A 20,690-nucleotide genomic window follows, 5' to 3' on the forward strand; every position below is an offset into this window, starting at 1 on the left:
CCCCTCAGGCGAGGGGCGTGTAGGTGCGGACGTCCTCCTTGACCGCGGCCCAGAGGCGGTTGAGGGGGTGGCCGGCGTCGTACCGTTCGAGGTCGGCGCGGCGGACGAAGGCGCCCGTCATGAGCTCGGCCTTGGGCTCCAGATCGTCGTGCAGCCCCACGGCGCGCAGCGGAGCGGCGTCCGGGTCCTCCTGCGCGGCCATGCCACGGCCGATCGAGCCGGTGACGATCATGCTCCCGCGGACGAAACCGGACCGCAGCAGCGACAGGCCGTAGTGCACGTCGTCGATGTCGGCGACGACGTTGAGCCGCTCCCGGAAGTTCGTCCCGTACCAGGTGGCGAGGAGGTCGGCGACGAGCCCGGCGGGCGGCACCACCAGCGGGACGCGGGCGAGTCCGCTGGTGGCGACGGGCGTGTCCGGCAGCTCGTCGACGGTCAGGTTGGTGAGCAGCAGCGCCTGGCCCCGGGCGTACTCGACGACCTCGTACTCCTTCAGGCGCAGGTCGCCCTCCGGGGTGCTGACGATGCTGCCGCAGATGAGGTCGACCTGGCGGGTCTCCAGGCGTGACCACAGGTCCTTGGTCCGGACGTGGGCGACCTTGAACTCCACCTCGCGCTGCCGGAACTCCTCCGAGACCCGATCCCACGCACGGGACACGATCGGCAACGTGAACTCCGTCGTGCCGACGGTCAGCATGCGGCCGAGGCGACGCCGGCTCCAGTGAATGGACTCCAGCCATTTCTCGAACGTCATGCGCGCCAGTTCGACCGTGGTCTCACCGGTCGGGGTGAACAGGAAGTCCTTTCCGCGCCCCTGCCGGACGGTCAGCACCTCACCGCAAAGGGTCTGGCTGTTCCGGTTCAGCGTGTCGAGCTGTTTCTGGACGCTCGACTGCTCGCGCCCGAGAACCCGGGCGGCCCTCAGCGCCGACCCCGTCTCGTGCACCACCAGCAATGTCCGCAACTGGTCGAACGTCATGTCGAGCAGCCCGGGCGGGCAGTCGAGGAGCGCGTCGAGATTCGGTGACACGGGGAGGGACATTACTACCTCTTCGGTCGCCCGGCGGAAATGGCCGGACGGTCAACTGAGCCGGAAATGATGACATTTCCTTCTGAACTTATCTCAAGATGTTCTCCAAAACAACTGGACATACTTTTCTAACCTCTAGAACACTTTCCCCTGGAGCCGCTCTTCGCCGCCGTCATCCGTCCCGACCCGGACGGCGGCGCTCCCGGGCGCGCCCCGGCGGTGCCGGCCGCCGGGGCCGCCGCCCGGCGCCCCGACTCCCGTTCGCCGCGGCCCTTCTCCGCCGCGGCGCCGGGAACGGACGCCGGCCCGTGCGCGGGGCCGCGCGCACGGGCCGGTCCGATCGTCCCGCCCGCGCCCACGGGGGCGCGCGGGCGCCGGACGCCCCACGGCCACCGCGTCTGCCCAGGCCGAGTGGGGGGCTGTGCGTGGTGGGGTCGGGCCGGGTAGGAGTGCAGGGGATCCGTCATCAGGAGTGGTGGTGGTCGGTTCGTCATGAGCCGTGAAGGGGTTCGGGATCGCGTCCAGGCGGCGGTCGACGAGATGGTGGCGTCCGGCGCCGAGGTCGGGTTGCAGGTGTCGGTGATCGAGCACGGCCGGGTCGTGGCGGACGCGGTCGGCGGGGTGGCGGACACCCGGCGGGGGCCCGCCGTGGCCCCGGACACGCTCTTCTACTCGGCCTCCACCGCCAAGGGCGTGGCCTCGGCACTCGCGCATGTGCTCGTGGAGCGCGGTGAACTCGAATACGACATGCGAGCCGCCGACGTCTGGCCCGAGTTCGGTGCTCACGGCAAGGACGGGATCACGCTTCGCCACGTGCTCCTGCACACCGCGGGCGTTCCCGCCCCGCCCTACGACACCACGGTCGGGAACCTGTGCGACTGGGACCACATGTGCGCGGTGCTCGCCGAGTCCAGGCCCTGGTGGGAGCCCGGCACCCGCTTCGGCTACCACGCGCAGACGTTCGGGTTCCTGCTCGGCGAGATCGCGCGCCGGGCGACCGGGCGCACCCTGTCGTGGTGGCTGCGCGAGGCCGTCACCGTGCCGCTCGGCATCGAGGACGAGGTGCACTTCGGAGTTCCCGCCGCCCTGCTGGACCGTGTCGCCCGCCAGGAACCGCAGGCCGGGCCGCCTCCCCCGCCGCCCGAGCCGGGATCGCCGGCGGACCGGGCGATCCCGCCGGGCATCAGGTCCGACGCCGCCTACGCCAACCGGCACGACGTGCTCGGCTCGGACATCCCGTCCGCCGGCACCATGACGGCCCGTGGCGCGGCCCGCGTCTACGCCGCGCTGCTGGGGCACGTCGAGGGCGTCGACCTCGTCTCCCCCGCTCGCCGGGCGGGCATGGCGGCCGTCCGGTTCCAGGGCATGGACGAGGTCATGGGCGTGCCGAGCACGTGGGCCTTCGGCTTCGGCACCTACCGACCCGGTGTTGAGGCGCGCCCCGGATCGACCTTCGGGATGGTGGGCATGAACGGCTCAGCCGCCTTCGCCGACATCGACTCCGGCGTGGCCGTCGCGGTGACGCGCAACCGCTTCGACTTCGACCTGGCGGCGGTGTCGCGGATCGACCGCATCGTCTGTGACGCCTTCCAACCCGATCGGAGTGAGTGACCATGCAGGATCCGGTGACCCGGCTCGACGAGCGGTTCAGCGCCCCGGACGCACAGGCGACGCCCTGGGCGGCCACCCGAGAGGTGCTGGAGACCGCCCAGCTCTTCTGGATCACGACCGTCCACGCCGACGGGCGCCCGCACGTCACGCCCCTGGTGGCGGTCTGGCTCGACGACGCTCTCCACTTCTGCACCGGTCCCGAAGAGCAGAAGGCTGTGAACCTGTCGGGCAACCCCCACGTCGTCCTGACGACCGGCTGCAACGACTGGACGCAGGGGCTCGACGTCATGGTCGAGGGCGAGGCCCGGCGCGTCACGGACCGCACCGCCCTCGAACGGCTCGCCGGCGCCTGGGCCGCCAAGTGGGACGGCCAGTGGCGGTACCAGGTGACCGATGCCGGTTTCACCCACGAATCAGGCGAGGCGCTCGTCCTCGCCGTGCGGCCGACCAAGATCCTTACCTTCACCAAGGGCACCTTCGCGCAGACCCGCTACACACCCGCCGAGTGACCCGGCCCCGCGAGCCGGTGTGCGGCGGGTCCAGCGGTCAGGTGGGGGTGGCCAGGACCAGGGGGAGCACCGGGCCGGCACCCGCCTCTTTGAGGAGGCGGGTCGCCACGGTCATTGTCCAGCCGGTTTCGACGCGGTCGTCCACGAGGAGGACGGGGCCGCTGTTGGCGGACAGGGCGGCGGCCAGGTCGTCGGGGACGGTCAGGGTGTGCCAGACGGAGCCGAGGCGCTGCGCGCTGTTGTGGCGGCGCGGGACGGGTTCGCCGACCGGGGTCAGCTCGCCGAGGTGGGGCAGGCGGCCGATCCGGGCGATGCTCTGGCCGAACGTCGTGACCAGGCGTGGGCGGGAGCGGGAGCCGATGGTGACCACGCCGGTGGGGCGGGCGGTCCAGTTCCAGGCGGCGAGGACCTTGACCACCGCCTCCATCAGGTCGGCGGGGACCTCGGTGTCGTCGGCGGCGAACAGGTCGCGGAGGCGATTGCCCCAGCCGATGTCGGTGAGGCGGCCCAGGGCGCGCCCCGTCTCGGCCTGCAGTTCGGGCTTGATCCGGCCTGAGACGCCGAGGTCGTCCTTGACGCCCGTGGGCCACATGCGGCGGGGAGCGATGTCGACCCCGGGGCGGTGCAGGCGGTCGCGGGCCTTCGTGGCGCCCTCTTGGGTGACGTCGGTGGACCAATGGCGGCCCGTGCAGTTGTCGCAGCGGCCGCAGGCGGTGGCGGCGGGGTCGTCCAGCTGGCGGCGGAGGAACTCCTCCCGGCAGGCCGGGGTCGCGATGTAGTCGAGCATCGCCTGCTGCTCGCGGCGGCGTTCCGCGGTGACGCGCTCGTAGCGTTCCCGGTCGTAGGCCCAGGGCTCGCCGGTGGCGGTCCAGCCGCCCTTGACGCGGCGCACGGCGCCGTCCACGTCGAGGACCTTGAGCATCATCTCCAGCCGGGCCCGGTTGAGATCGACGAGCGGTTCGAGCGCGGTGGTGGACAGCGGCCTGCCGGCGGTGTCCAGAACGTCGAGCGTGCTGCGGACGATGTGCTCGGGCGGGAACGCGAGGCTGGCGAAGTAGGCCCAGATGTCGCGGTCCTCCCGGCCGGGAAGCAGGATCACCTCGGCGCGGTCGACGCCGCGACCGGCCCGCCCGATCTGCTGGTAGTAGGCCACCGGGGACTGCGGGGCGCCCACGTGGACGATGAAGCCGAGGTCGGGTTTGTCGAAGCCCATGCCGAGCGCGCTGGTGGCGACGAGGGCCTTGAGCTTGTTGTCCCGGAGGTCCTGTTCGGCCTGCAGGCGTTCGGCCTGCTCGGTCTGGCCGGAGTAGGCGGCGACCTCGTACCCGTGGTCGCGGAGGCAGCCGGTGATCTCGTGGGCGGCGGCGACGGTCAGAGTGTAGATGATGCCGGAGCCGGGCAGTTCGCCGAGGTGCTCGCCCAGCCAGGCGATGCGTTGCTCGGCGGTGGGGAGCGTCACGGCGGCCAGGTGCAGCGACTCGCGTTCGAGGGGCCCGCGCAGGACGAGGGCGTCGTCGCCGGCGAGCTGCTCGGCGACGTCCTGGGTGACGCGGGCGTTGGCGGTCGCGGTGGTGGCGAGCACCGGGATGCCGGGCGGCAGCTCGGCCAGCAGCGTGCGCAGCCGCCGGTAGTCGGGCCGGAAGTCATGGCCCCAGTCGGAGATGCAGTGCGCCTCGTCGACGACCACCAGCCCGGCCCCGGCGGCGAGCTTGGGGAGGACGAGGTCGCGGAAGTCGGGGTTGTTGAGCCGCTCGGGGCTGACCAGCAGCACGTCGACCGCGCCCGCCTCGACCTCGGCGAAGATCTGCTCCCAGTCGCCGGTGTTGGACGAGTTGATCGTCCGGGCGTGGATGCCGGCCCGGTCGGCCGCCTCGATCTGGTTGCGCATCAGCGCGAGCAGCGGCGAGACGATCACGGTCGGGCCGGCGCCGCGCTCGCGGAGCAGCCGGGTCGCGACGAAGTAGACGGCGGACTTGCCCCAGCCCGTCCGCTGGACGACCAGCGCCCGGCGCCGGTCGACGACGAGGGCGCCGATCGCCGTCCACTGGTCGTCGCGGAGCCGCGCGTGCTCGCCGGCCAGGGCGCGCAGGCACCGCTCGGCCTCGTCCCGCAGGCTGTCTGAAGAGCTCATGCGTCCTTGGTACCAGCGCCGTGGAAGACACCGCACCAGAATCGCGTTCTGTGGAAAAGGTGGGGCGGTCGCCGCAGATTTGGGACGCCGGGGACACGGGTAGCCTGCCAGGCAAGATCGGCGACAAGGGCGGGAAGGGACACAAGCGGAGGTATGGGCGCGGCTGAACGCTTGCGGCGGACATGGCAGGTCCTGATGGACGGCTCACTCCCGGAACCGCCCGAAGATGAGCCAGGCGAGGTCGTCGATCCGAGAGCCGTCGACTTGGTCTTGCGTGTGGGCGAACTGCTCCTGGCCAGTGGCGAGACCACCGAGCGCGTCAACGAGGCGATGCTCGGCCTGGCCGTGGCCTATGAGCTCCCCCGCTGCGAGGTCCAGGTCACACTGACGAGCCTCCTGGTCTCGGCGCACCCCGGAGGGGGAGCGGCGCCGATGACGGGGACACGTGCCATCCGGCGCCGCACCCCGGCCTATTGGCGGCTCGCCGCGCTGCACCAGCTCGTGCAGGACGCGTCCATCGGAATGCTCGAACTGGACGAGGCCCACAAGCGCGTCGCAGGGATAAAGAGGGGCCGTCCCCCGTATCCGTCCTGGCTGCTCGTGGTCTCGCTCGGGCTCATCGCCGCGTCGGGGAGCGTGCTGTCCGGCGGCGGACCGCTGGTGGCGATCACCGCGTTCTTCGCCACCCTGCTCGGCGACCGCGCCGCCGCCTACCTGGCGCGTCGCGGCATCGCGGAGTTCTTCCAGCTCACGGTGGCCGCCGCGATCGGCGCCGCGGCGGCCGCGGCGGTGGTCGCGATGGGCAACCCGGGCCAGGCCGCCACGATCGTCACCGGCGCGATCCTGGCGCTGCTGCCGGGACGTCCGCTGGTCGCGAGCATCCAGGACGGCATCACCGGCGACCTGGTCAGCGCGGGGGCGCGGGTGCTGGAGGTGTTCTTCATGATCGCGGCGATCGTCGCCGGGCTGGGCGCGGTCGTCTACGTCGCGGTCAGCATGGGCGTGCAGGTCAACGTCCGGCATCTGCCCGCTCCGGCGGCGGACCTGCAGCCCATCGCGGTCATCGCCGCCGCCGCCATCTCGCTGACGTTCGCCATCTCCCTCGCCGCGCCGCGGGACGTCCTGACGGCCGTGGCCCTCGGCGGCGGGCTGATCTGGGTGCTGTACGTGGTGGTCCGCGGATGGCACGTTCCACCCGTCCTGGCGGCGGCCCTGGCCGCCACCATCGTCGGTGTGCTGGCGAGCTGGCTCGCCCGCAGGCACGGGCAGCCCGTCATGCCGTACGTGGTCCCGACCATCGGACCTCTTCTGCCCGGGACGGCGCTCTACCGGGGCATGGTCGAACTGAACACCGGCGACCCCAGCACGGGAGTTCTGAGCCTCATCGGCGCCGTATCGGTGGCCCTCGCGCTGGGCGCAGGCGTGAACCTCGGCGGCGAGCTCGTCCGGGCGTTCCAGCGTGTCGGGCTGAGCGCGTCCGGACGCTGGGCCCGCCCTGCAGCCCGCCGCACGCGCGGCTTCTGACCCTCCCGGTTCTGTCGGTGCTCCCTTTTCTGTCAGTGGCGGACGTTACGTTCGCCACATGTACCGACAGGGAGACGTCCTGATCCTGCCCCTGCCCGAGGAGGCGGTCCCGCGGTCCGTCCGCGACCTGCCGCCGTCCCCGCGCGACGGCCGGGGCCGCATGGTGCTCGCGCTCGGCGAGGCCACCGGGCACGCGCACGCGCTGACCGCGCCCGGCTCGCTACTGCGCACCCCCGATCCGCTCGCCCCGGACCATCTGCACCTGCCGTCCGGCGGGCGGCTGGTGCACGAGGAGCACGCGCCGATCACCCTGCCCAAGGGCTGGTACCGGGTGATCCGCCAGCGCGAGTACGTGCCCGGCGCGGTCCGCGTCGTGGCCGACTGAGGGGCCCGGGATGCTCACCGGAACGGCACGCGAGACCCACTACGTCGTCGGCGACTGGCAGGCGGCGGCGTTCGCCACCGGCCCGGCCGACCGGGCCCGGGCCGAGGCGGGCGTGGCCGCCGCCTACCTGTCCGCGGGCCTGGACGCCCCGGAACGGTACGTGTGGGTGCCCTCCCCCGCCCGCGGCGCCGTCGTGGCGGCCGTCCTCGCCGGGCATGGCGACGCGCTGAAGGCGGCCGGGCTTGACGACCTGCTGGACCAGGCCCGCGCAGATCTCGGTGACGGCGGGGCAGGGCCGAGCGTCCTGACGGACGTGCGCACCCGCCCGTGGGAGGCGGAACGCGCGGCCGCCTGCTCCGAACAGGGGCCGGAGCAGTGGCCGCGGACCTGGGCCGAGACCGGCGGCCTGCTCTGGAACCAGGTGCAGGCCCTGGTGACCCGGGTGCGCGGCGCCGTGGGCGAACAGGCGCACGGCCGGCCGGTCGCGGCCGGGAACGATCGATCGACCCCGCAGGAGGACGCGGCCGGGTCACTCCTGCGGGCGGCCACGCTCGACGCCGTCCTCGGCCAGCACGACGCACCGTGGCTGGCGTTGTTCGAGTCGCTCGGACGCCTCGACGGCCCGCTCGCCGGGCTGGCGGAGGTGGCCCGCTCGGCGGGCTGGTGGTGGCCCTACGAGCGGCTCGTGATCCTCTCGGAGCGTCCGGCCGAGCTGCACCGCGACGAGCCCGGGCGGCTGCACCGCGGAGACGGTCCCGCCCTCGCCTACCCGGACGGTTTCGCGCTGCACGCCTGGCGCGGCATGCCGATCCCGCCCGACTTCGTCGAGTCGCTGGCCGATCTCACGCCCGACCGCATCTCGTCCGAGCAGAACGCCGAGCTGCGCCGCGTGATGCTGGAGATCTTCGGCTACGACCGCTACCTGGCCGAGACCGGGGCGCGGCCCCTGCACCGGGACGAAACGGGCGTCCTGTGGTCGATTGATCTGCAGGGCGACGAACCGGTGGTCATGGTGGAGGTGGTCAATTCCACGCCCGAGCCGGACGGGACACACCGCACCTACTATCTGCGCGTCCCGCCGGGCACCCGCACAGCGCGCGCGGGCGTCGCCTGGACGTTCGGTGTGGACGAGGCCGACTACCGGCCCGAGAAGCAGACCTGAGCCTGGGAGCGGCCGGGCGCTCCCGGTCGGCCGGGCGCCCCTGGTCTCCCTTTCCCCGGTCACCAGAGGGCGCCCGCCCCTTCACAGGGTGGCGGTCTGCGCCCAGGTGACCTTTCCTTCGCCGGTGGAACGCCAGCCCCAGGAGTGCGCGAGGGCGCCGACGAGCATGAGCCCCCGGCCGCCTTCCGCTTGCAGGTCGACGATTGGTGCGGCCGGGCCTTCCGGGTTGTCGTCCCACACCTCCACCATGGCGGTGTCGTCATCGGGCAGGTAGAGGACGAGCGTGATGGTGTTCGCGTGGCGGATCGCGTTGGTGACGAGCTCGCTGGTGATGAGTTCCAGGTCACCGTTGACGTCGGACCGGTTCCAGCCCTCCAAGGCCGCGCGCACCGTGTCGCGCGCCGCGCGCACGGCGGCGTCCACCGGTTTCAGCGCTAGGACGAAGTGGGGTCGCTGTCGATGGTCCACGGATCCGCCTAAGCTCGCCGGCTAACGCAAGCATGCGCCCTCGGCGGCGGTCGTGCACGGGATCCGCCCGCACTGCGATGTCCGGCTCGGGCCGGTCAACCGCTTCCCGTCACCGCTCGTGGTGGAGGCTCGTGGTGGAGAAGTGCGGGGATGCGTTCGAGGATGCCTCCGGCGAACGTCTCGTAGAGGCCGAGCGGTTCGAGGTGGACGTACCCGATGTGGCAGTCGCACGCGTCCAGCGGGCAAGGGCGCGGCGCGAGGGCGTCCCTGAACGAGCCGTCATAGAGGTTGCCCAGCACGGACGGGACGAAATGGCAGCGGCGCACCGTGCCGTCTCCGTCCACCGACACGACGGTGTCACCCGTCCGGCATGGGAGGCCGCGGCTCGCGTGCGGGTGGCGGCTGACCGGGAACAGCGGGTCGATCTCGGTCCAGGACGCTGCCTCGGCGTCGTCGTAGGCACGTCCCTCGGCGGCGTTGACCCAGAGATAGGTCCCGGTGGGCAGGTCGGCGCGGAGGCGGCGGGCGGCGTCGAGATGCTCGGGCTGCCCGACGATCCCGACGCTGAAGCGAACCCCGCGCGATGCCAGATCGCGGCATTTGCCAAGGAACCGCTCATAGGGGACCTGACCGGGATGGTAGGTCGCCCACAGCGCCAGCCGTGTGAGGTCTGCACCGGCCGTCCACGACACGCGGTGGCTGAGGTTCGTCTGGATCGCGACCCGCTCGACGTGCGGAAGGTGGCTGAGGCCGGTCAGGGCACGCCGGTACCAGGACCGGACGAGACCTTCACCCCACGGCGTGAAGAGGACGGACACGCGGTGCCCGCAGCCGGAGACCCATCCTGTGAAGCGTTCGAGCGCGGCACGGTCGGCGCGCAGCTGCTCCGGCGTGTCGCGGCGCTTTGCGAACGGGCAGTACGGGCAGTCGTAGTCGCAGCTCGCGAGCGGCCCTCGGTAGAGGAGCGTCAGGTGGTCCATCAGCGCGCCTCGTAGGCGTCCATGAGGGTCTGGACGCGGGATGAGAACAGGGCCGGTCCGATGGCGTCGGAATAGGCGAGCCCCTCCGGCGTCAGCCGGATGATGCTCTCGGTCGCTTCCAGCCATCCACGGTCGCCGAACGACGTCAGATCCGCTGCGAAGTCGTCCATCGGATCGGTGCCGAAGCGCGCGCGGTACGCACTCCGGTCAACCCCGGCCGTTTGGAGAAGGGACTGGACGAGGTGCCGGCGGCGGCGTTCATCGTCGTCCACTTCGAAACCCACTCGGGCGGTGTCGAAATCGGACTCGCGCACGTAGTCGTCGATGATGGAACGCACCTGGCTCGTCCCGACCGCGTACTCGAACGAGTAGTGCAGGCGGGACGTGTACGAGCGGGCCCCGCAGCCCAGGCCGACCATGCCGTCCGTCTGGCAGCAGTACTCGGTTCCGCCCGCGTCAGCGGAGGGCAGCCGGAACATCCGCATCGACACCTGCTCGTAGCCCTCCGCCAGCAGGTGGTCGCGGCCGATTCCGTAGAGGGTGAGGCGCTGGTCGTCCCAGTCACGGGCACGGCGCCCGAGACCGGTCAACGGCCGGACGTAGAGGGGATACAGATAGATCTCCTCCGGACGCCACGCGAGAGCCGCGTCCAGAGAGTGCATCCAGGTCGCTGCCGTCTGGCCGTCGATGCCGTAGATGAGGTCGATGTTGAGCACCGGAAACCCCACGGCCCGGATCCGGTCCAGCGCGGCCTCCACCTCGGCGCGTTTCTGTGGCCGGACTGCCGCCCGCGCCTCCTCGTCCAGGAAGCTCTGGACACCGATGGAGATGCGCGTGGTTCCGCGTTCGGCGAGAACGGTCAGCCGGTCGGTGGTGGCGGTGGCAGGGGACGTCTCAACACCCAAGGGAATCGGCCCGAACCCGGAGAACCGCCCGGCGATGTCGCAGAGCCTTCCCAGTTCGGACGCGGTGAGGTAGGTGGGGGTGCCGCCGCCGAACGCCGCGGTGGCGAAGACGGGTGCGTCCAAGGCGCCGAGGACGGCTGTGGCCTGCCGGTCGAGCGCGTCCAGGTAGGCGCCGGTCAGCTCCTCGGGTGCGCCGGTGCGGGTGAAGAGATTGCAGAAGCCGCACCTCATCTCGCAGAAGGGCACGTGCATGTACAGGAAGAGGGCGTCCAGTGGTTCGTCCGCCCACACGTCCCGCAGTGCGGGCGCAGGGTGCAGCGGACGGTAGGCGGTCTTGTGCGGGTACGCGTACACGTATCCCTGGTAAGGCGTCACGGCAGAACGAACTCCCCGTACGGAACGGTCCAGACGACCTCGTGGCCGATGCGATGACCCGTGTGGCCGTCCTCGCCGTACGCCGTCCCATGGTCGGAACAGACGATGACGAAACAGGGACGGCGCATCAGGGCGAACAACCTGCCGATATGGGCGTCGACATGGCGAAGCGCGGCCGCGTGGGTCGCGCGCGTATCCCCGTCCGTGCGCGTCGCGCCGTCCAGGTAGAACCAGTTGGGCTGGTGCAGGGAGGCGACGTTCAGCAGCAGGAACAAGCGCCGTCCGGCGGGCAGCCGTGCCATGATCTCCGCGATGCGGTCGATCTGGTTGGGCAGTGACTCCGGGTCGGTGACGCCGAACTCGCGCTCCCAATGGCTCTCCGCGAACAGCGACGGGAGCGCCGATCCGAGCGGCGTCAGCTTGTTGAAGAAGCCGACCCCGCCCACGCAGACCGTGTGATAGCCGGCGGTAGCGAGCCCGGACGGAAGGTCGGCCGCATCGAACGTCCACGTCCCAGGGGCGGTCGTCTCGCTGCCCGGGAAGGCCCCGGCGAACAGGCGCGGATGCGGCCCTGGGGACGCGGGCGTCGGCAGGAACCCGGCCAGCATCGCCGCGTGCGCGGCATAGGTGAAACTGCCCGGCGTGTGCCGCCGCTCCCACCGTCCGTCCGGGAGCAGACCGGCGAGTGTCGGCGTCTCCCCCGCCGCGGCCAGTTCGGCGGCCACGTCGTAGCGCAGGGTGTCGAGGGTCACCAGCAGCACATCGTGGCCGCCGATGACCTCGTTCATGTCGTACATGCCTGCGACATCGCCCTGACCTGGGCGGCGTAAGTGTCGAGCCCTTCGGCGGAACTCCCGGGGAGCCCGGTCAGCCCGGGAAGCAGGTCGCCGAAGGCGTTCACCTCGCACACCGCGAACCGCTTCAGCCCGAAACCCACGAGGAGATCGACACCGACCATCGGGCTGCCCGGGAAACAGGCGGCGGCCCGCGCGCACACGTCGAGCGCCCGCCGCCAGCCGTCCTCCCCGAGCGCGCGCTGCACAGCGCCGAGGTCTCCCCTGGCACCGCCCAGATGCAGGTTCGTCATCGGGGTCCGGCTGGTCCGGACGACCGCATGCGTGGGTTCGCCGCCGACGACGACCACACGCAGATCGAACACCCGCCCGCCGAGAGTGGCCTTGGGCAGCCACCTCTCCACGTGCAGGCCGTCCGGCGCGAGGAGGTCGATCAGCGCCGCGACCTCGTCCTCGGTCTCGTAGGAGCGGACGCGCAGCGAGTTGAGCAGCCGGTCACCCGCCATGAACGCCGAGGTCACGGCGCGCACCCGGCCCGGCGCGGTCTGCAGGGCCACGACCCCGGAGGCGGACGAGCCGTGCGCCGGCTTCACGAACACCCGCCGCTCCCCCATCTCGTCCATCCGGGAACGAAGCGCCGCGTATCCATCGACATCGGGCAGAGCCGCCGGGACGGGCACTCCACCGGAGAGCAGCCGGACATGGGACAGCCGCTTGTCGAACATGACCCCGATCTCGTCGATGTCACCGAGGATCCGGGCGCCGGACGCCGACGCCGCCGAAGCCAGCCGCCGCAGCGCCGCCATGAACGTCCGGTGCCAGCGCGCCCCGCCGCCCACCCGGGCCGGTGCGCCCGCGCCGCGTAGCAGCGCGTCGGCCTCGGGATCCTCGCCCGGCGAGTCGACGCGGACCACCTCGCCCGCATCGAGGCCGAGCGGAACGCCGCGCAGCACGTCCGTCCACGGGATGAGCCGCGGCTCGGGCAGCCCGGCCGACCGGCACGCCGACGCGAACAGCGCGGGACGCCGGTCACCGGGCGTCCCGACCACCGCGAGGGTCATTCCGACACCGCGATGTACGAGGCGCTGGAGGCCCATTCGTCGCCCACCCACTCCGCCTGCCCCACGGCCTCGCCGAGGTCGATCTCGACCCGGGGCAGCGCCGCCTTCAGCCGCTCCACCATCGGTTCGCTCAAGAACGCGTGGTGCAGGTCGAGCTTCCGCAGGTGGGTGAGGGGCTGGCCGGACAGCAGCGCCTCGGCGCCCCGGTCGGACAGCATGCCCATCGCCAGGCTGAGCGACTCCAGCCGCGGGACGACCGGGGCGCTCGCGAGTGCCTCCGCCAGCTCGTCCTGGAACGGGCCGTTCTCCAGGCCGAGGTGCTTCAGGGACGGGAACCGCTCACCGGTCAGGAAGGGCGCGAAGTCCGCGGCCTCGGACGTCCCCGAGTACCACTCCGAGCCGATCCAGAGGTCCAGGTGCTCCAACGCGGGCAGCTCGCCGGCCGTCACCGCCCGCACGACCTCGGCCGGGAGCCCGCCGGACTCGATCCGCAGCGCCCTCAGCCGTTCGTGGCGCAGCGGCTCGAACCGCAGGTCCGACGCGCCGCGGATCTCGAAGTGCTCAAGACCCGGGTAGGCGCGGAACAGCGGCGAGATGTCCCCGTGCTGGATCCAGGAGATGTGCAGGTCCCAGTCGAGGATGTCGCCCAGGAACAGGGAGCGCAGGCGCGGGAACCGGCCGGCCTTGTCCACCAGCCACTCCACCGGGGAGAACTCCTCGACGTCGAACCCCCAGAAGCCGATGACAAGGTGGGTGACCTGGGTGGTGTCGACCGCCCGGAGGAAGAGGTCGAGGTTCGCGGGGACCTCCGCGCCCCACACCCCGTTGTCGTGAACGTGATGGTAGACGCCCCAGGCCACGTCGCCCGCCGCCGGCAGCGGACCGTCCGGCTCGCCGTCGAAGGTGTGGACGGGCAGGCCGGCGAAGGAGGAGAGGCGCGCCTGGATCATTCGGACACCGCGATGTAATGCCAGTCCCCGTCCGGCTTCTCCTGGTCGTCCAGGTCGACCTCGACGCCGGGCAGCGCCGCCCGCACCCGCTCGACCATGGCGTCGGACAGGAAGTGATGGTGCAGGTCGAGCTTCCGCAGGTGGGTGAGGGGCTGGCCGGACAGCAGCGCCTCGGCGCCCTGGTCGGTCAGGATGCCCATCGCGAGGCTGAGCGACTCCAGCCGCGCGACGACGGGCGCGCCCGCGACCGCCGTCGCGATCTCGTCCTGGATCTCGCTGTCCTCAAGGCCGAGATGGCGCAGCGCGGGCAGCCGGTCGCCGCCGAGGAACGGCGCGAGGTCGGCGACGGCGGTGTCGCCGCCGTAGTTCTCCTCGCCGAGCCACAGGTCGAGGCGCTCCAGGCTCGGCAGCTCGCTCGCCCCGACGGCCCGGACGATCCGCGCCGGCAGCCCGCCCGACTCGAACCGCAGCACCTTGAGCCTGTCGCTCTTGACCGGGTCCAGGACGAGCCCCTGCGCGCCGCGCACGTCCAGCCGCTCCAGGCCGGGGAACGCGGTGAACAGCGGCGTGATGTCGGAATGCTCGATCCAGGAGATCTCCGCCTCCTCGCCGGTGATGTCGCCGACGAACAGGGCGCGCAGCTTCGGGAAGGACGCGGCCGCCTCGGTCAGCAGCGCCACCGGGTCGGCGGCGCCGTCGTCGTAGGACGCGCCCCAGTAGCCGATGATGAGCGCCGTGACCTCGGCGGTGTCGATGGTCTGCAGGAACCGCGCGAACACGTCGCCGAACGGCTCCTCGTCGAAGGACGTCCCGACGAACCAGGCGGCCTCGGCCGCGGGCGGGAACTCCTCCCCGGTGACCGGGTCGGCGCCCGCGCCGCGACCGTCGTCCTCCTCCTCGTCCGCGCCGGTGTCCTCGTTGAACGTGGCCACCGGCAGGCCGGCGTACTCCTCAAGGTGCTCATACACGCCCATGGGTCCCCCTTCAAACGATCGTCGGCACATGTCCTATCAGGACCGGCGGACATACCGCGGCGCTTTCGATCGGACGGAGACAGAGCCCCGGCGTCAGGACGCGATCAGCACCGACCCCTTGTACTTGTCCTCGACGTACTTCTTCACCTCGGGGCCCTGCAGCAGCTGGACGAGCTTCTTCACGCGCGGGTCGTCCTTGTTCTCCGGCAGCGTGACGATGCCGTTGGCGTAGGGGCTGCCCTCGGCCTTCTCCGCGGCGAGCGCGTCCTTGTTCGGCGCCAGCCCGGCCTCGATCGCGTAGTTGCCGTTGATCACCGACAGGTCGGCGTCCTCCAGCGAGCGGGGCAGCTGCGCGGCCTTCAGCGGCTTGAACTTCAGGCCCTTGGGGTTGCTCGCGACGTCGCGCTCGGTCGCGCTCGCGGGCGCGTCCGGCTTCAGGGTGAGCAGGCCGTTGTCAGCGAGCAGCTTGAGAGAGCGTCCCTCGTTGGCCGGGTCGTTCGGGACGGCCACGGTCGCACCCTGCGGGACGGCCTGCAGGCTCTTCACCTTCTTGGAGTACACGCCGAGGGGCTCCAGGTGGACAGGCGCGACGAACGCCAGCTTCGTCCCGGACTTCTTCTCGAACTCCTCCATGAACGGCACGTGCTGGAAGTAGTTGGCCGTGACCTGCTTCTCCTTCAGCGCCGTGTTCGGCTGCTGGTAGTCGCTGAAGGTCACGATGTCGAGCTTGAGCCCGGCCTTGCCCGCCAGGTCGTCCTTGACGTACTTGAGGATGTCGCCGTGCGGGACGGGGTTGACCGCGACCTTCAGCGCGGCGTCCGGATCGTCCGACGCCGCGGACGAGCCGCAGGCGGTCAGGCCCGCGAGCAGAACGGCGGAGGCCAGCGCGGTGGTGATCTTGCGAAGCACGAGGAGTGCCCTTCTGTGCGTTACCGGTGGGTCAGGCGGCGGGCGACGAGGTCCCCCGCGGCCTGGATGAGCAGGACCAGGACGACGAGCAGCGCCACGGTGGCGACCATGACCTTGGTCTCGAAGCGCTCGTAGCCGTAGACGACGGCGAGATTGCCGAGCCCGCCGCCGCCGACCGTCCCGGCCATGGCCGTGTAGCCGATCAGCGCGATGACGGTGACGGTGAGCCCGGACACCAGGCCGGGCCGCGCCTCGCGCAGCATGACCTTGCCGACGATCTCGCGGCGGGTGGCGCCCATCGCGTCCGCCGCGGCGAGCACGCCCGGGTCGACCTCGCGCAGCGCGATCTCGACGAGCCGCGCGTAGAACGGGATGGCGCCCACGGTCAGCGGGACGATCGCGGCCGCGTTGCCGATGCTGGTGCCGACGACGATCCGGGTGAACGGGATGATCGCCACCATCAGGATCAGGAACGGCAGCGACCGGCCGATGTTGACGACGACGCCGAGCGCCCTGTTCACCGGCGGCGCGGGCAGCAGCCCGCCGCGCTCGGTGATCACCAGGAACACGCCGAGCAGCAGTCCGAGCACGGCGGTGAACAGCGTCGCGACACCGGTCATGTAGAGGGTCTCGCGGGTGGCGGGCCACAGCAGCGGCATGACCTCGTCCCAGCTCATCGGGGGTCCTCCTGTACAGGGTTCTTGAGCTCCACGGCCAGGCCCGACTCGCGCAGGAACGCGAGCTGCGCGGCGTTGAGCGACGGGTCGCCGGGCAGTTCGAGCTGGAGCCGCCCGACGCGCTCGCCGCCGACGGTCTCCACGGCGCCGCCGAGGATGTTGACGTCCAGCGAGTACTTGCGGGCGAGCGCGGACACGACCGGCTCGTCGGTGGCGCCGCCGGTGAAGGTGACCTCGACCAGCGTCGTGCCGTCGCGGGGCACGGTCGGCGGCAGCGGGAACAGGCCCTTCGCCAGTTCGGAGCCCGGGCGGGCGAGCAGTTCGGGCACCGGGCCCGACTCGGTGAACCGGCCGTCCCGCATGACCGCGGCGGAGTCGCAGATGCGCTTGACCACGTCCATCTCATGCGTGATCAGCAGGATCGTGAGGCCGAGGCGCCGGTTCAGGTCGCGCAGCAGCTCCAGGATCGACGCGGTGGTCTCCGGGTCGAGCGCCGACGTCGCCTCGTCCGACAGCAGCACCTTCGGACGCCCCGCGAGCGCGCGGGCGATGCCGACGCGCTGCTTCTGCCCGCCGGAGATCTGCGCCGGGTTGGCCCTGGCGTGCTCGGTGAGCCCGACCAGCTCCAGCAGTTCGGCGACGCGTGCCGCCCGCTCCGCGCGCGGCACGCCCATGACCTCCAGCGGGAACGCGACGTTCCCGGCGACCGTCCGGCTGCCGAGCAGGCCGAAGTGCTGGTGGATCATGCCGATGCCCTGGCGCGCCCGGCGCAGCTCGCCACCGCGCAGCGCGAGCAGGTCCCGCCCGCCGATCACGACGCGGCCCTCGTCCGGCCGCTCCAGCAGGTTGACGCAGCGCAGCAGCGTGCTCTTGCCGGCGCCGCTGCGCCCGAGCACGCCGAAGACCTCGCCCTCGGCGACGGTCAGGTCGACGCGGTCGACGGCGGTCACCTCGCGGCCGCGGCCGCGGTAGACCTTACGAAGTTTTTCGATCTGAATCACAGGGAATCACCCATGCGAACGGGGGCCACCGGACGGGCGGCGTCGGTCAGGACGGGAGGCGGCGCGGTGCGCTCAGGAGAGCCCGGGCGGGTACGGCGCGTGGCTCAGCAGATGGCGTTCGATGCACATGCGTGACTCGGATGTCGGAGTTCGCTCGCTTCGGGGCGCGAGGCTCAGGCGGGGGCCCTCAGCGGTCACACATTCGCCGGCAACACGTACGCCGCATGGCCCGCGCAGTCGGCGGGCGGTGCTCACGGCACAGGCGTACGGAAGGCATGTCAGCAGTTAACCGGCTCTACACCAATGACGCAAATCCACCCGATGTGATGCTGATCGCTCCGAGTTTCCCGGGCCTGACCGGCGTCCTCCACTCCGCTGGTGCTCCGTTCCGGACGCCGGTCAGTCGTCGCGATAGTCCAGGTAGGTGGCGCCGGAACCGCTGTGGACGAAGATCTGGCGGAGGGCCCGGCCGTCGACGAGGGCCTTGTTGAGATGCTCGCTGCCCGAGCCCGCCCCGCCGGCGACGCGGTAGCGCGAGCCCGGCGGGACGATGATCTTCGCGGTGCCCGACCCGGCCGACGCCTCCACCGTGTCCGGAGGCTCGGCGTAGCGGAGGTCGAGGTAGCCGGAGGACACCCGGGCCTGCGTCTTCGGCGAGGCGAGCCCGCGGCCCCTGATCGCGCCGGACCGGGCCAGCAGCCGCAGCCGGCCGCGCGTGCCGGCGATGTCGATCTCCCCCGAACCGGTCCGCAGATCGAGGTCGCCGGTCAGCCCGCGGACGTCGATCCGCCCGGATCGGGACACCGCCGAGACCCGGACCCCGGCCGGGACCTGGACGTCGATGTCCGCGTCGCACTCGGCGCCGATCCAGTCCGATCCCGAGCAGCGGAAGGTGACGAAGAGCACGTCGTCCACCAGCGACTCAGTGACCTCGGGTTTGCTCAGCCCCCAGCGCAGCGTCTTGTAGACGCGCGCCTGGCCGTCCGGCCCGGGGCCGACCGAGACGGCGGCGCCGCCCGCGTCGAGCCGCAGCTCCTTGATCGCGTGCCGGTAGGGGGTCATGGACGTCGAGGTCCGGCGGGTGGCGCGGCCGGACGCCAGCAGGCCGACGGGGGCGACCACGACCAGCGCCGTCGCGATCGCCAGCGCGATCCACACGCCTCGCCGCCGCGGGCGGCCGGGTCCGGGCGTCACGTCTCGCCGTCCAGGAAGCGGAGGACCGCGAGGACGCGGCGATGGTCGCCCTCGGCGTGCGGGAGGTCGAGCTTGGCGAAGATGTTGTTGATGTGCTTGGCGACGGCGCTCTCGCTCACCACCAGCGCCGCGGCGATGCCCGCGTTGGAGCGCCCCTCGGCCATCAGGGCGAGGACCTCCTTCTCACGCGGCGTGAGCCGGTCGAGCGGGTCGCGGTGCCGGCGCAGCAGCAGCTGCGAGACGACCTCGGGGTCCAGGGCGGTGCCGCCGGACGCGACCCGGCGCAGCGCGTCCAGGAAGACCGAGACGTCGGCGACGCGGTCCTTGAGCAGGTAGCCGATGCCGCTGGTGCTGATCGACAGCAGATCCGCCGCGTACCGCTCCTCGACGTACTGGGACAGCAGCAGCACGGCGACCTCGGGCGACTCCCGCCGCATCACCAGCGCGGCGCGGACGCCCTCGTCGGTGAAGCCCGGCGGCATCCGGACGTCCACGATCGCCGCGTCCGGACGGTGCTCGCGCACGGCGGCAAGGAGGCCCTCGGCCTCGCCGACGGCCGCCGCGACCTCGAACCCGGAGGTCTCCAGGACCTTGATCAGCCCGGCTCGCAGCAGGACCGAGTCCTCGGCGATCACAATGCGCACGGCAACTCCACGGTGACGGTCGTCGGGCCCCCAGCGGGGCTGGTGATCCGGAACGTACCGTCCACCGACCGGACGCGCCGGGCGAGGCCGGTCAGGCCCGTCCCGCCGGCGGGGTCGGCGCCGCCAACGCCGTCGTCGCGAACGGTCACCCGCAGCACCTCGCCACGGCGGACGACGGAGACGTCCACCTCGTCCGCCCGCGCGTGCCGGACGACGTTGGTGAGGGCCTCGGACACGACGAAGTACGCGACGGCCTCGACGGTGGACGACGCGCGGGGCTCCACCTCGACGCGGAGCCGGACCGGGAGCGGCACCCGCGCGGCGACGCCGGACAGGGCGGCGTCCAGGCCGCGGTCCTCGAGCACGGCCGGGTGCAGGCCGCGGATCAGGTTGCGCAGCTCGGTCAGCGCCTCCTTGGCCTCCTCGTGCGCCTCGACGATCACCCGCATGGCGTCGTCCGGGACGCCGGTCAGCGTCTCGCGTGCCAGGCCCAGGTTGAGCGCGAGGGAGACGAGCCGCTGCTGCGCGCCGTCGTGCAGGTCGCGCTCGATGCGGCGGCGCTCGATGTCGGCGGCGTCCACCACGCTGGCGCGCTTCTCGGCCAGGTCCTCGACGCGGCGCTCCAGTTCCCTGGCGCGGTCGGGGCCGAGCAGCGCGGCCGCGGCGCGGGCGTCCAGGCGGCGGACGCCCGCCGCCGCCCACGGCGCCGCGACGAGGAGAAGGACGCCGACGCAGGTCAGCACGCCGAACCGGGTCGGATGGCCGAACGGGCTCATCGGGCTGGTGTAGGCCAGCGCCCACGTGTACAGGCCGGACGTGGCGAGGGCGAGCCCGGACGCCCAGGCGGCGATCACGGTGAGCCCGCCCAGGGCGAGGAACGGGCCGGCCAGCAGGTGGTACTGGAGCACTCGCCACAGCTCGGGCGAGCGGAGGTTGCGGAGCGCGTCCCAGGGGCGTCCGTCGTCGAAGTCGGGCATGCGAGGGATGTCCAGGCCGAGCATCGCCCAGCACCGCTCCCGCTGCCAGGACGTCAGCGGCCGCAGCGCGAGCAGCAGCAGGACGAGCGACGCGGCGGTGAGGATCAGGATCGGCGTGACGCGGACCGGCGTCCAGAGCATCCAGAAGAAGCCGAGGATCAGCCAGCCGGCGAACTGGAGCGGCACCCCGGACGCGACGAAGACCGTGTCGCGCCACGCCGCCGCCGACCACGGAGCGTGCACGCGGGCACGGCGGGCCGCGGAGATGGATGCCATGAAGCAACCGTATTGCCGCACTTCGCCCGCCACCATGAACCACGCTGCAGATCGGAAGGTGAACCTAGTACCACCCCAAGTCGGATATGCGGGTTACCGACGGTGACTCGGACGGCGGCGAGGCTTTGACCGGGCATCCGGCGAGCGGATGCG

At 72.0% G+C, this 20,690-nt stretch carries 20 protein-coding genes; 5 read left to right on the forward strand and 15 right to left on the reverse strand.

Going from position 1 to position 20,690, the window contains the following annotated elements; all coding sequences use genetic code 11:
* Positions 1-4: 4 nt before the first annotated feature.
* Positions 5-1,030, reverse strand: a complete 1,026-nt coding sequence (locus tag ACQPXG_RS32790) for a LysR family transcriptional regulator (RefSeq protein ID WP_433463007.1) — start codon at positions 1,028-1,030, stop codon at positions 5-7.
* Between the two features lie 492 nt (positions 1,031-1,522).
* Between ACQPXG_RS32790 and ACQPXG_RS32795 the strand changes: the two genes are divergently transcribed.
* Positions 1,523-2,641, forward strand: a complete 1,119-nt coding sequence (locus ACQPXG_RS32795) for a serine hydrolase domain-containing protein (RefSeq protein WP_433463008.1) — start codon at positions 1,523-1,525, stop codon at positions 2,639-2,641.
* 2 nt (positions 2,642-2,643) lie between these two features.
* The gene (locus ACQPXG_RS32800) at positions 2,644-3,150 is read left to right on the forward strand and encodes a pyridoxamine 5'-phosphate oxidase family protein (RefSeq protein WP_433463009.1); all 507 of its coding nucleotides are present in this window, start codon (positions 2,644-2,646) and stop codon (positions 3,148-3,150) included.
* A gap of 37 nt (positions 3,151-3,187) precedes the next feature.
* On the opposite strand, the gene ACQPXG_RS32805 is transcribed toward ACQPXG_RS32800, so the two are convergent.
* On the reverse strand, positions 3,188-5,281 hold the full coding sequence (locus ACQPXG_RS32805) for a RecQ family ATP-dependent DNA helicase (protein WP_433463010.1): 2,094 nt from the start codon (positions 5,279-5,281) through the stop codon (positions 3,188-3,190).
* 195 nt (positions 5,282-5,476) lie between these two features.
* Here ACQPXG_RS32805 and ACQPXG_RS32810 point away from each other — a divergent pair, with 195 nt between their 5' ends.
* Genes ACQPXG_RS32810 through ACQPXG_RS32820 form a run of 3 tightly spaced genes read left to right on the forward strand, consistent with a single transcriptional unit; the run spans position 5,477 to position 8,352 of the window.
* On the forward strand, positions 5,477-6,805 hold the full coding sequence (locus ACQPXG_RS32810) for a threonine/serine ThrE exporter family protein (RefSeq protein ID WP_433463011.1): 1,329 nt from the start codon (positions 5,477-5,479) through the stop codon (positions 6,803-6,805).
* Between the two features lie 58 nt (positions 6,806-6,863).
* On the forward strand, positions 6,864-7,190 hold the full coding sequence (locus ACQPXG_RS32815) for a hypothetical protein (protein ID WP_433463012.1): 327 nt from the start codon (positions 6,864-6,866) through the stop codon (positions 7,188-7,190).
* Positions 7,191-7,200: 10 nt separating this feature from the next.
* A complete protein-coding gene (locus tag ACQPXG_RS32820) occupies positions 7,201-8,352 on the forward strand; it encodes a DUF6745 domain-containing protein (protein WP_433463013.1) in 1,152 nt (383 codons plus the stop codon).
* Between the two features lie 81 nt (positions 8,353-8,433).
* Here the strand turns inward: ACQPXG_RS32820 and ACQPXG_RS32825 are convergent, their stop codons facing one another.
* From ACQPXG_RS32825 to ACQPXG_RS32885, 13 genes are all read right to left on the reverse strand, one after another.
* Positions 8,434-8,820, reverse strand: a complete 387-nt coding sequence (locus ACQPXG_RS32825; protein WP_433463014.1) for an ATP-binding protein — start codon at positions 8,818-8,820, stop codon at positions 8,434-8,436.
* A gap of 95 nt (positions 8,821-8,915) precedes the next feature.
* Positions 8,916-9,800 (reverse strand): STM4011 family radical SAM protein, encoded by an 885-nt coding sequence (locus ACQPXG_RS32830; protein ID WP_433463015.1) that lies wholly within the window; start codon positions 9,798-9,800, stop codon positions 8,916-8,918.
* Entirely contained in the window at positions 9,800-11,080 is a 1,281-nt protein-coding gene (locus ACQPXG_RS32835) for an STM4012 family radical SAM protein (protein WP_433463016.1), read from the reverse strand. Before ACQPXG_RS32835 ends, ACQPXG_RS32830 begins: the two co-directional genes overlap by 1 nt.
* Entirely contained in the window at positions 11,077-11,877 is an 801-nt protein-coding gene (locus ACQPXG_RS32840; protein ID WP_433463017.1) for an STM4013/SEN3800 family hydrolase, read from the reverse strand. Before ACQPXG_RS32840 ends, ACQPXG_RS32835 begins: the two co-directional genes overlap by 4 nt.
* Positions 11,865-12,935, reverse strand: a complete 1,071-nt coding sequence (locus tag ACQPXG_RS32845) for an STM4014 family protein (RefSeq protein ID WP_433463018.1) — start codon at positions 12,933-12,935, stop codon at positions 11,865-11,867. Before ACQPXG_RS32845 ends, ACQPXG_RS32840 begins: the two co-directional genes overlap by 13 nt.
* On the reverse strand, positions 12,932-13,885 hold the full coding sequence (locus ACQPXG_RS32850) for an STM4015 family protein (RefSeq protein WP_433463019.1): 954 nt from the start codon (positions 13,883-13,885) through the stop codon (positions 12,932-12,934). The genes ACQPXG_RS32845 and ACQPXG_RS32850 overlap by 4 nt, the downstream gene beginning before the upstream one ends.
* Positions 13,882-14,859, reverse strand: a complete 978-nt coding sequence (locus ACQPXG_RS32855) for an STM4015 family protein (RefSeq protein ID WP_433463020.1) — start codon at positions 14,857-14,859, stop codon at positions 13,882-13,884. Before ACQPXG_RS32855 ends, ACQPXG_RS32850 begins: the two co-directional genes overlap by 4 nt.
* Before the next feature lie 93 nt (positions 14,860-14,952).
* The gene (locus tag ACQPXG_RS32860; RefSeq protein WP_433463021.1) at positions 14,953-15,768 is read right to left on the reverse strand and encodes a MetQ/NlpA family ABC transporter substrate-binding protein; all 816 of its coding nucleotides are present in this window, start codon (positions 15,766-15,768) and stop codon (positions 14,953-14,955) included.
* 20 nt (positions 15,769-15,788) lie between these two features.
* A complete protein-coding gene (locus ACQPXG_RS32865; protein WP_433463022.1) occupies positions 15,789-16,445 on the reverse strand; it encodes a methionine ABC transporter permease in 657 nt (218 codons plus the stop codon).
* Positions 16,442-17,446, reverse strand: a complete 1,005-nt coding sequence (locus ACQPXG_RS32870; RefSeq protein WP_433463023.1) for a methionine ABC transporter ATP-binding protein — start codon at positions 17,444-17,446, stop codon at positions 16,442-16,444. Before ACQPXG_RS32870 ends, ACQPXG_RS32865 begins: the two co-directional genes overlap by 4 nt.
* A 399-nt stretch (positions 17,447-17,845) precedes the next feature.
* Positions 17,846-18,640 carry a hypothetical protein gene (locus ACQPXG_RS32875; protein WP_433463024.1) on the reverse strand — a complete coding sequence of 265 codons (795 nt, stop codon included), beginning with the start codon at positions 18,638-18,640 and terminating at the stop codon, positions 17,846-17,848.
* Positions 18,637-19,284, reverse strand: a complete 648-nt coding sequence (locus tag ACQPXG_RS32880) for a LuxR C-terminal-related transcriptional regulator (RefSeq protein ID WP_433463025.1) — start codon at positions 19,282-19,284, stop codon at positions 18,637-18,639. Before ACQPXG_RS32880 ends, ACQPXG_RS32875 begins: the two co-directional genes overlap by 4 nt.
* The gene (locus tag ACQPXG_RS32885; RefSeq protein WP_433463026.1) at positions 19,272-20,537 is read right to left on the reverse strand and encodes a histidine kinase; all 1,266 of its coding nucleotides are present in this window, start codon (positions 20,535-20,537) and stop codon (positions 19,272-19,274) included. The genes ACQPXG_RS32880 and ACQPXG_RS32885 overlap by 13 nt, the downstream gene beginning before the upstream one ends.
* Between the last annotated feature and the right edge of the window lie 153 nt (positions 20,538-20,690).

It is taken from the genome of Spirillospora sp. CA-128828 (assembly GCF_050945415.1).
Taxonomy (GTDB): domain Bacteria; phylum Actinomycetota; class Actinomycetes; order Streptosporangiales; family Streptosporangiaceae; genus Spirillospora.

Excerpts from the sequence above, each read along its gene's own strand:
- ACQPXG_RS32795 (WP_433463008.1), top strand. The coding sequence starts at position 1,523 with ATGAGCCGTGAAGGGGTTCGGGATCGCGTCCAGGCGGCGGTCGACGAG.
- ACQPXG_RS32800 (WP_433463009.1), top strand. The coding sequence starts at position 2,644 with ATGCAGGATCCGGTGACCCGGCTCGACGAGCGGTTCAGCGCCCCGGAC.
- ACQPXG_RS32805 (WP_433463010.1), bottom strand. The coding sequence starts at position 5,281 with ATGAGCTCTTCAGACAGCCTGCGGGACGAGGCCGAGCGGTGCCTGCGC.
- ACQPXG_RS32810 (WP_433463011.1), top strand. The coding sequence starts at position 5,477 with ATGGACGGCTCACTCCCGGAACCGCCCGAAGATGAGCCAGGCGAGGTC.
- ACQPXG_RS32815 (WP_433463012.1), top strand. The coding sequence starts at position 6,864 with ATGTACCGACAGGGAGACGTCCTGATCCTGCCCCTGCCCGAGGAGGCG.
- ACQPXG_RS32820 (WP_433463013.1), top strand. The coding sequence starts at position 7,201 with ATGCTCACCGGAACGGCACGCGAGACCCACTACGTCGTCGGCGACTGG.
- ACQPXG_RS32830 (WP_433463015.1), bottom strand. The coding sequence starts at position 9,800 with ATGGACCACCTGACGCTCCTCTACCGAGGGCCGCTCGCGAGCTGCGAC.
- ACQPXG_RS32840 (WP_433463017.1), bottom strand. The coding sequence starts at position 11,877 with ATGTACGACATGAACGAGGTCATCGGCGGCCACGATGTGCTGCTGGTG.
- ACQPXG_RS32845 (WP_433463018.1), bottom strand. The coding sequence starts at position 12,935 with ATGACCCTCGCGGTGGTCGGGACGCCCGGTGACCGGCGTCCCGCGCTG.
- ACQPXG_RS32850 (WP_433463019.1), bottom strand. The coding sequence starts at position 13,885 with ATGATCCAGGCGCGCCTCTCCTCCTTCGCCGGCCTGCCCGTCCACACC.
- ACQPXG_RS32855 (WP_433463020.1), bottom strand. The coding sequence starts at position 14,859 with ATGGGCGTGTATGAGCACCTTGAGGAGTACGCCGGCCTGCCGGTGGCC.
- ACQPXG_RS32865 (WP_433463022.1), bottom strand. The coding sequence starts at position 16,445 with ATGAGCTGGGACGAGGTCATGCCGCTGCTGTGGCCCGCCACCCGCGAG.
- ACQPXG_RS32885 (WP_433463026.1), bottom strand. The coding sequence starts at position 20,537 with ATGGCATCCATCTCCGCGGCCCGCCGTGCCCGCGTGCACGCTCCGTGG.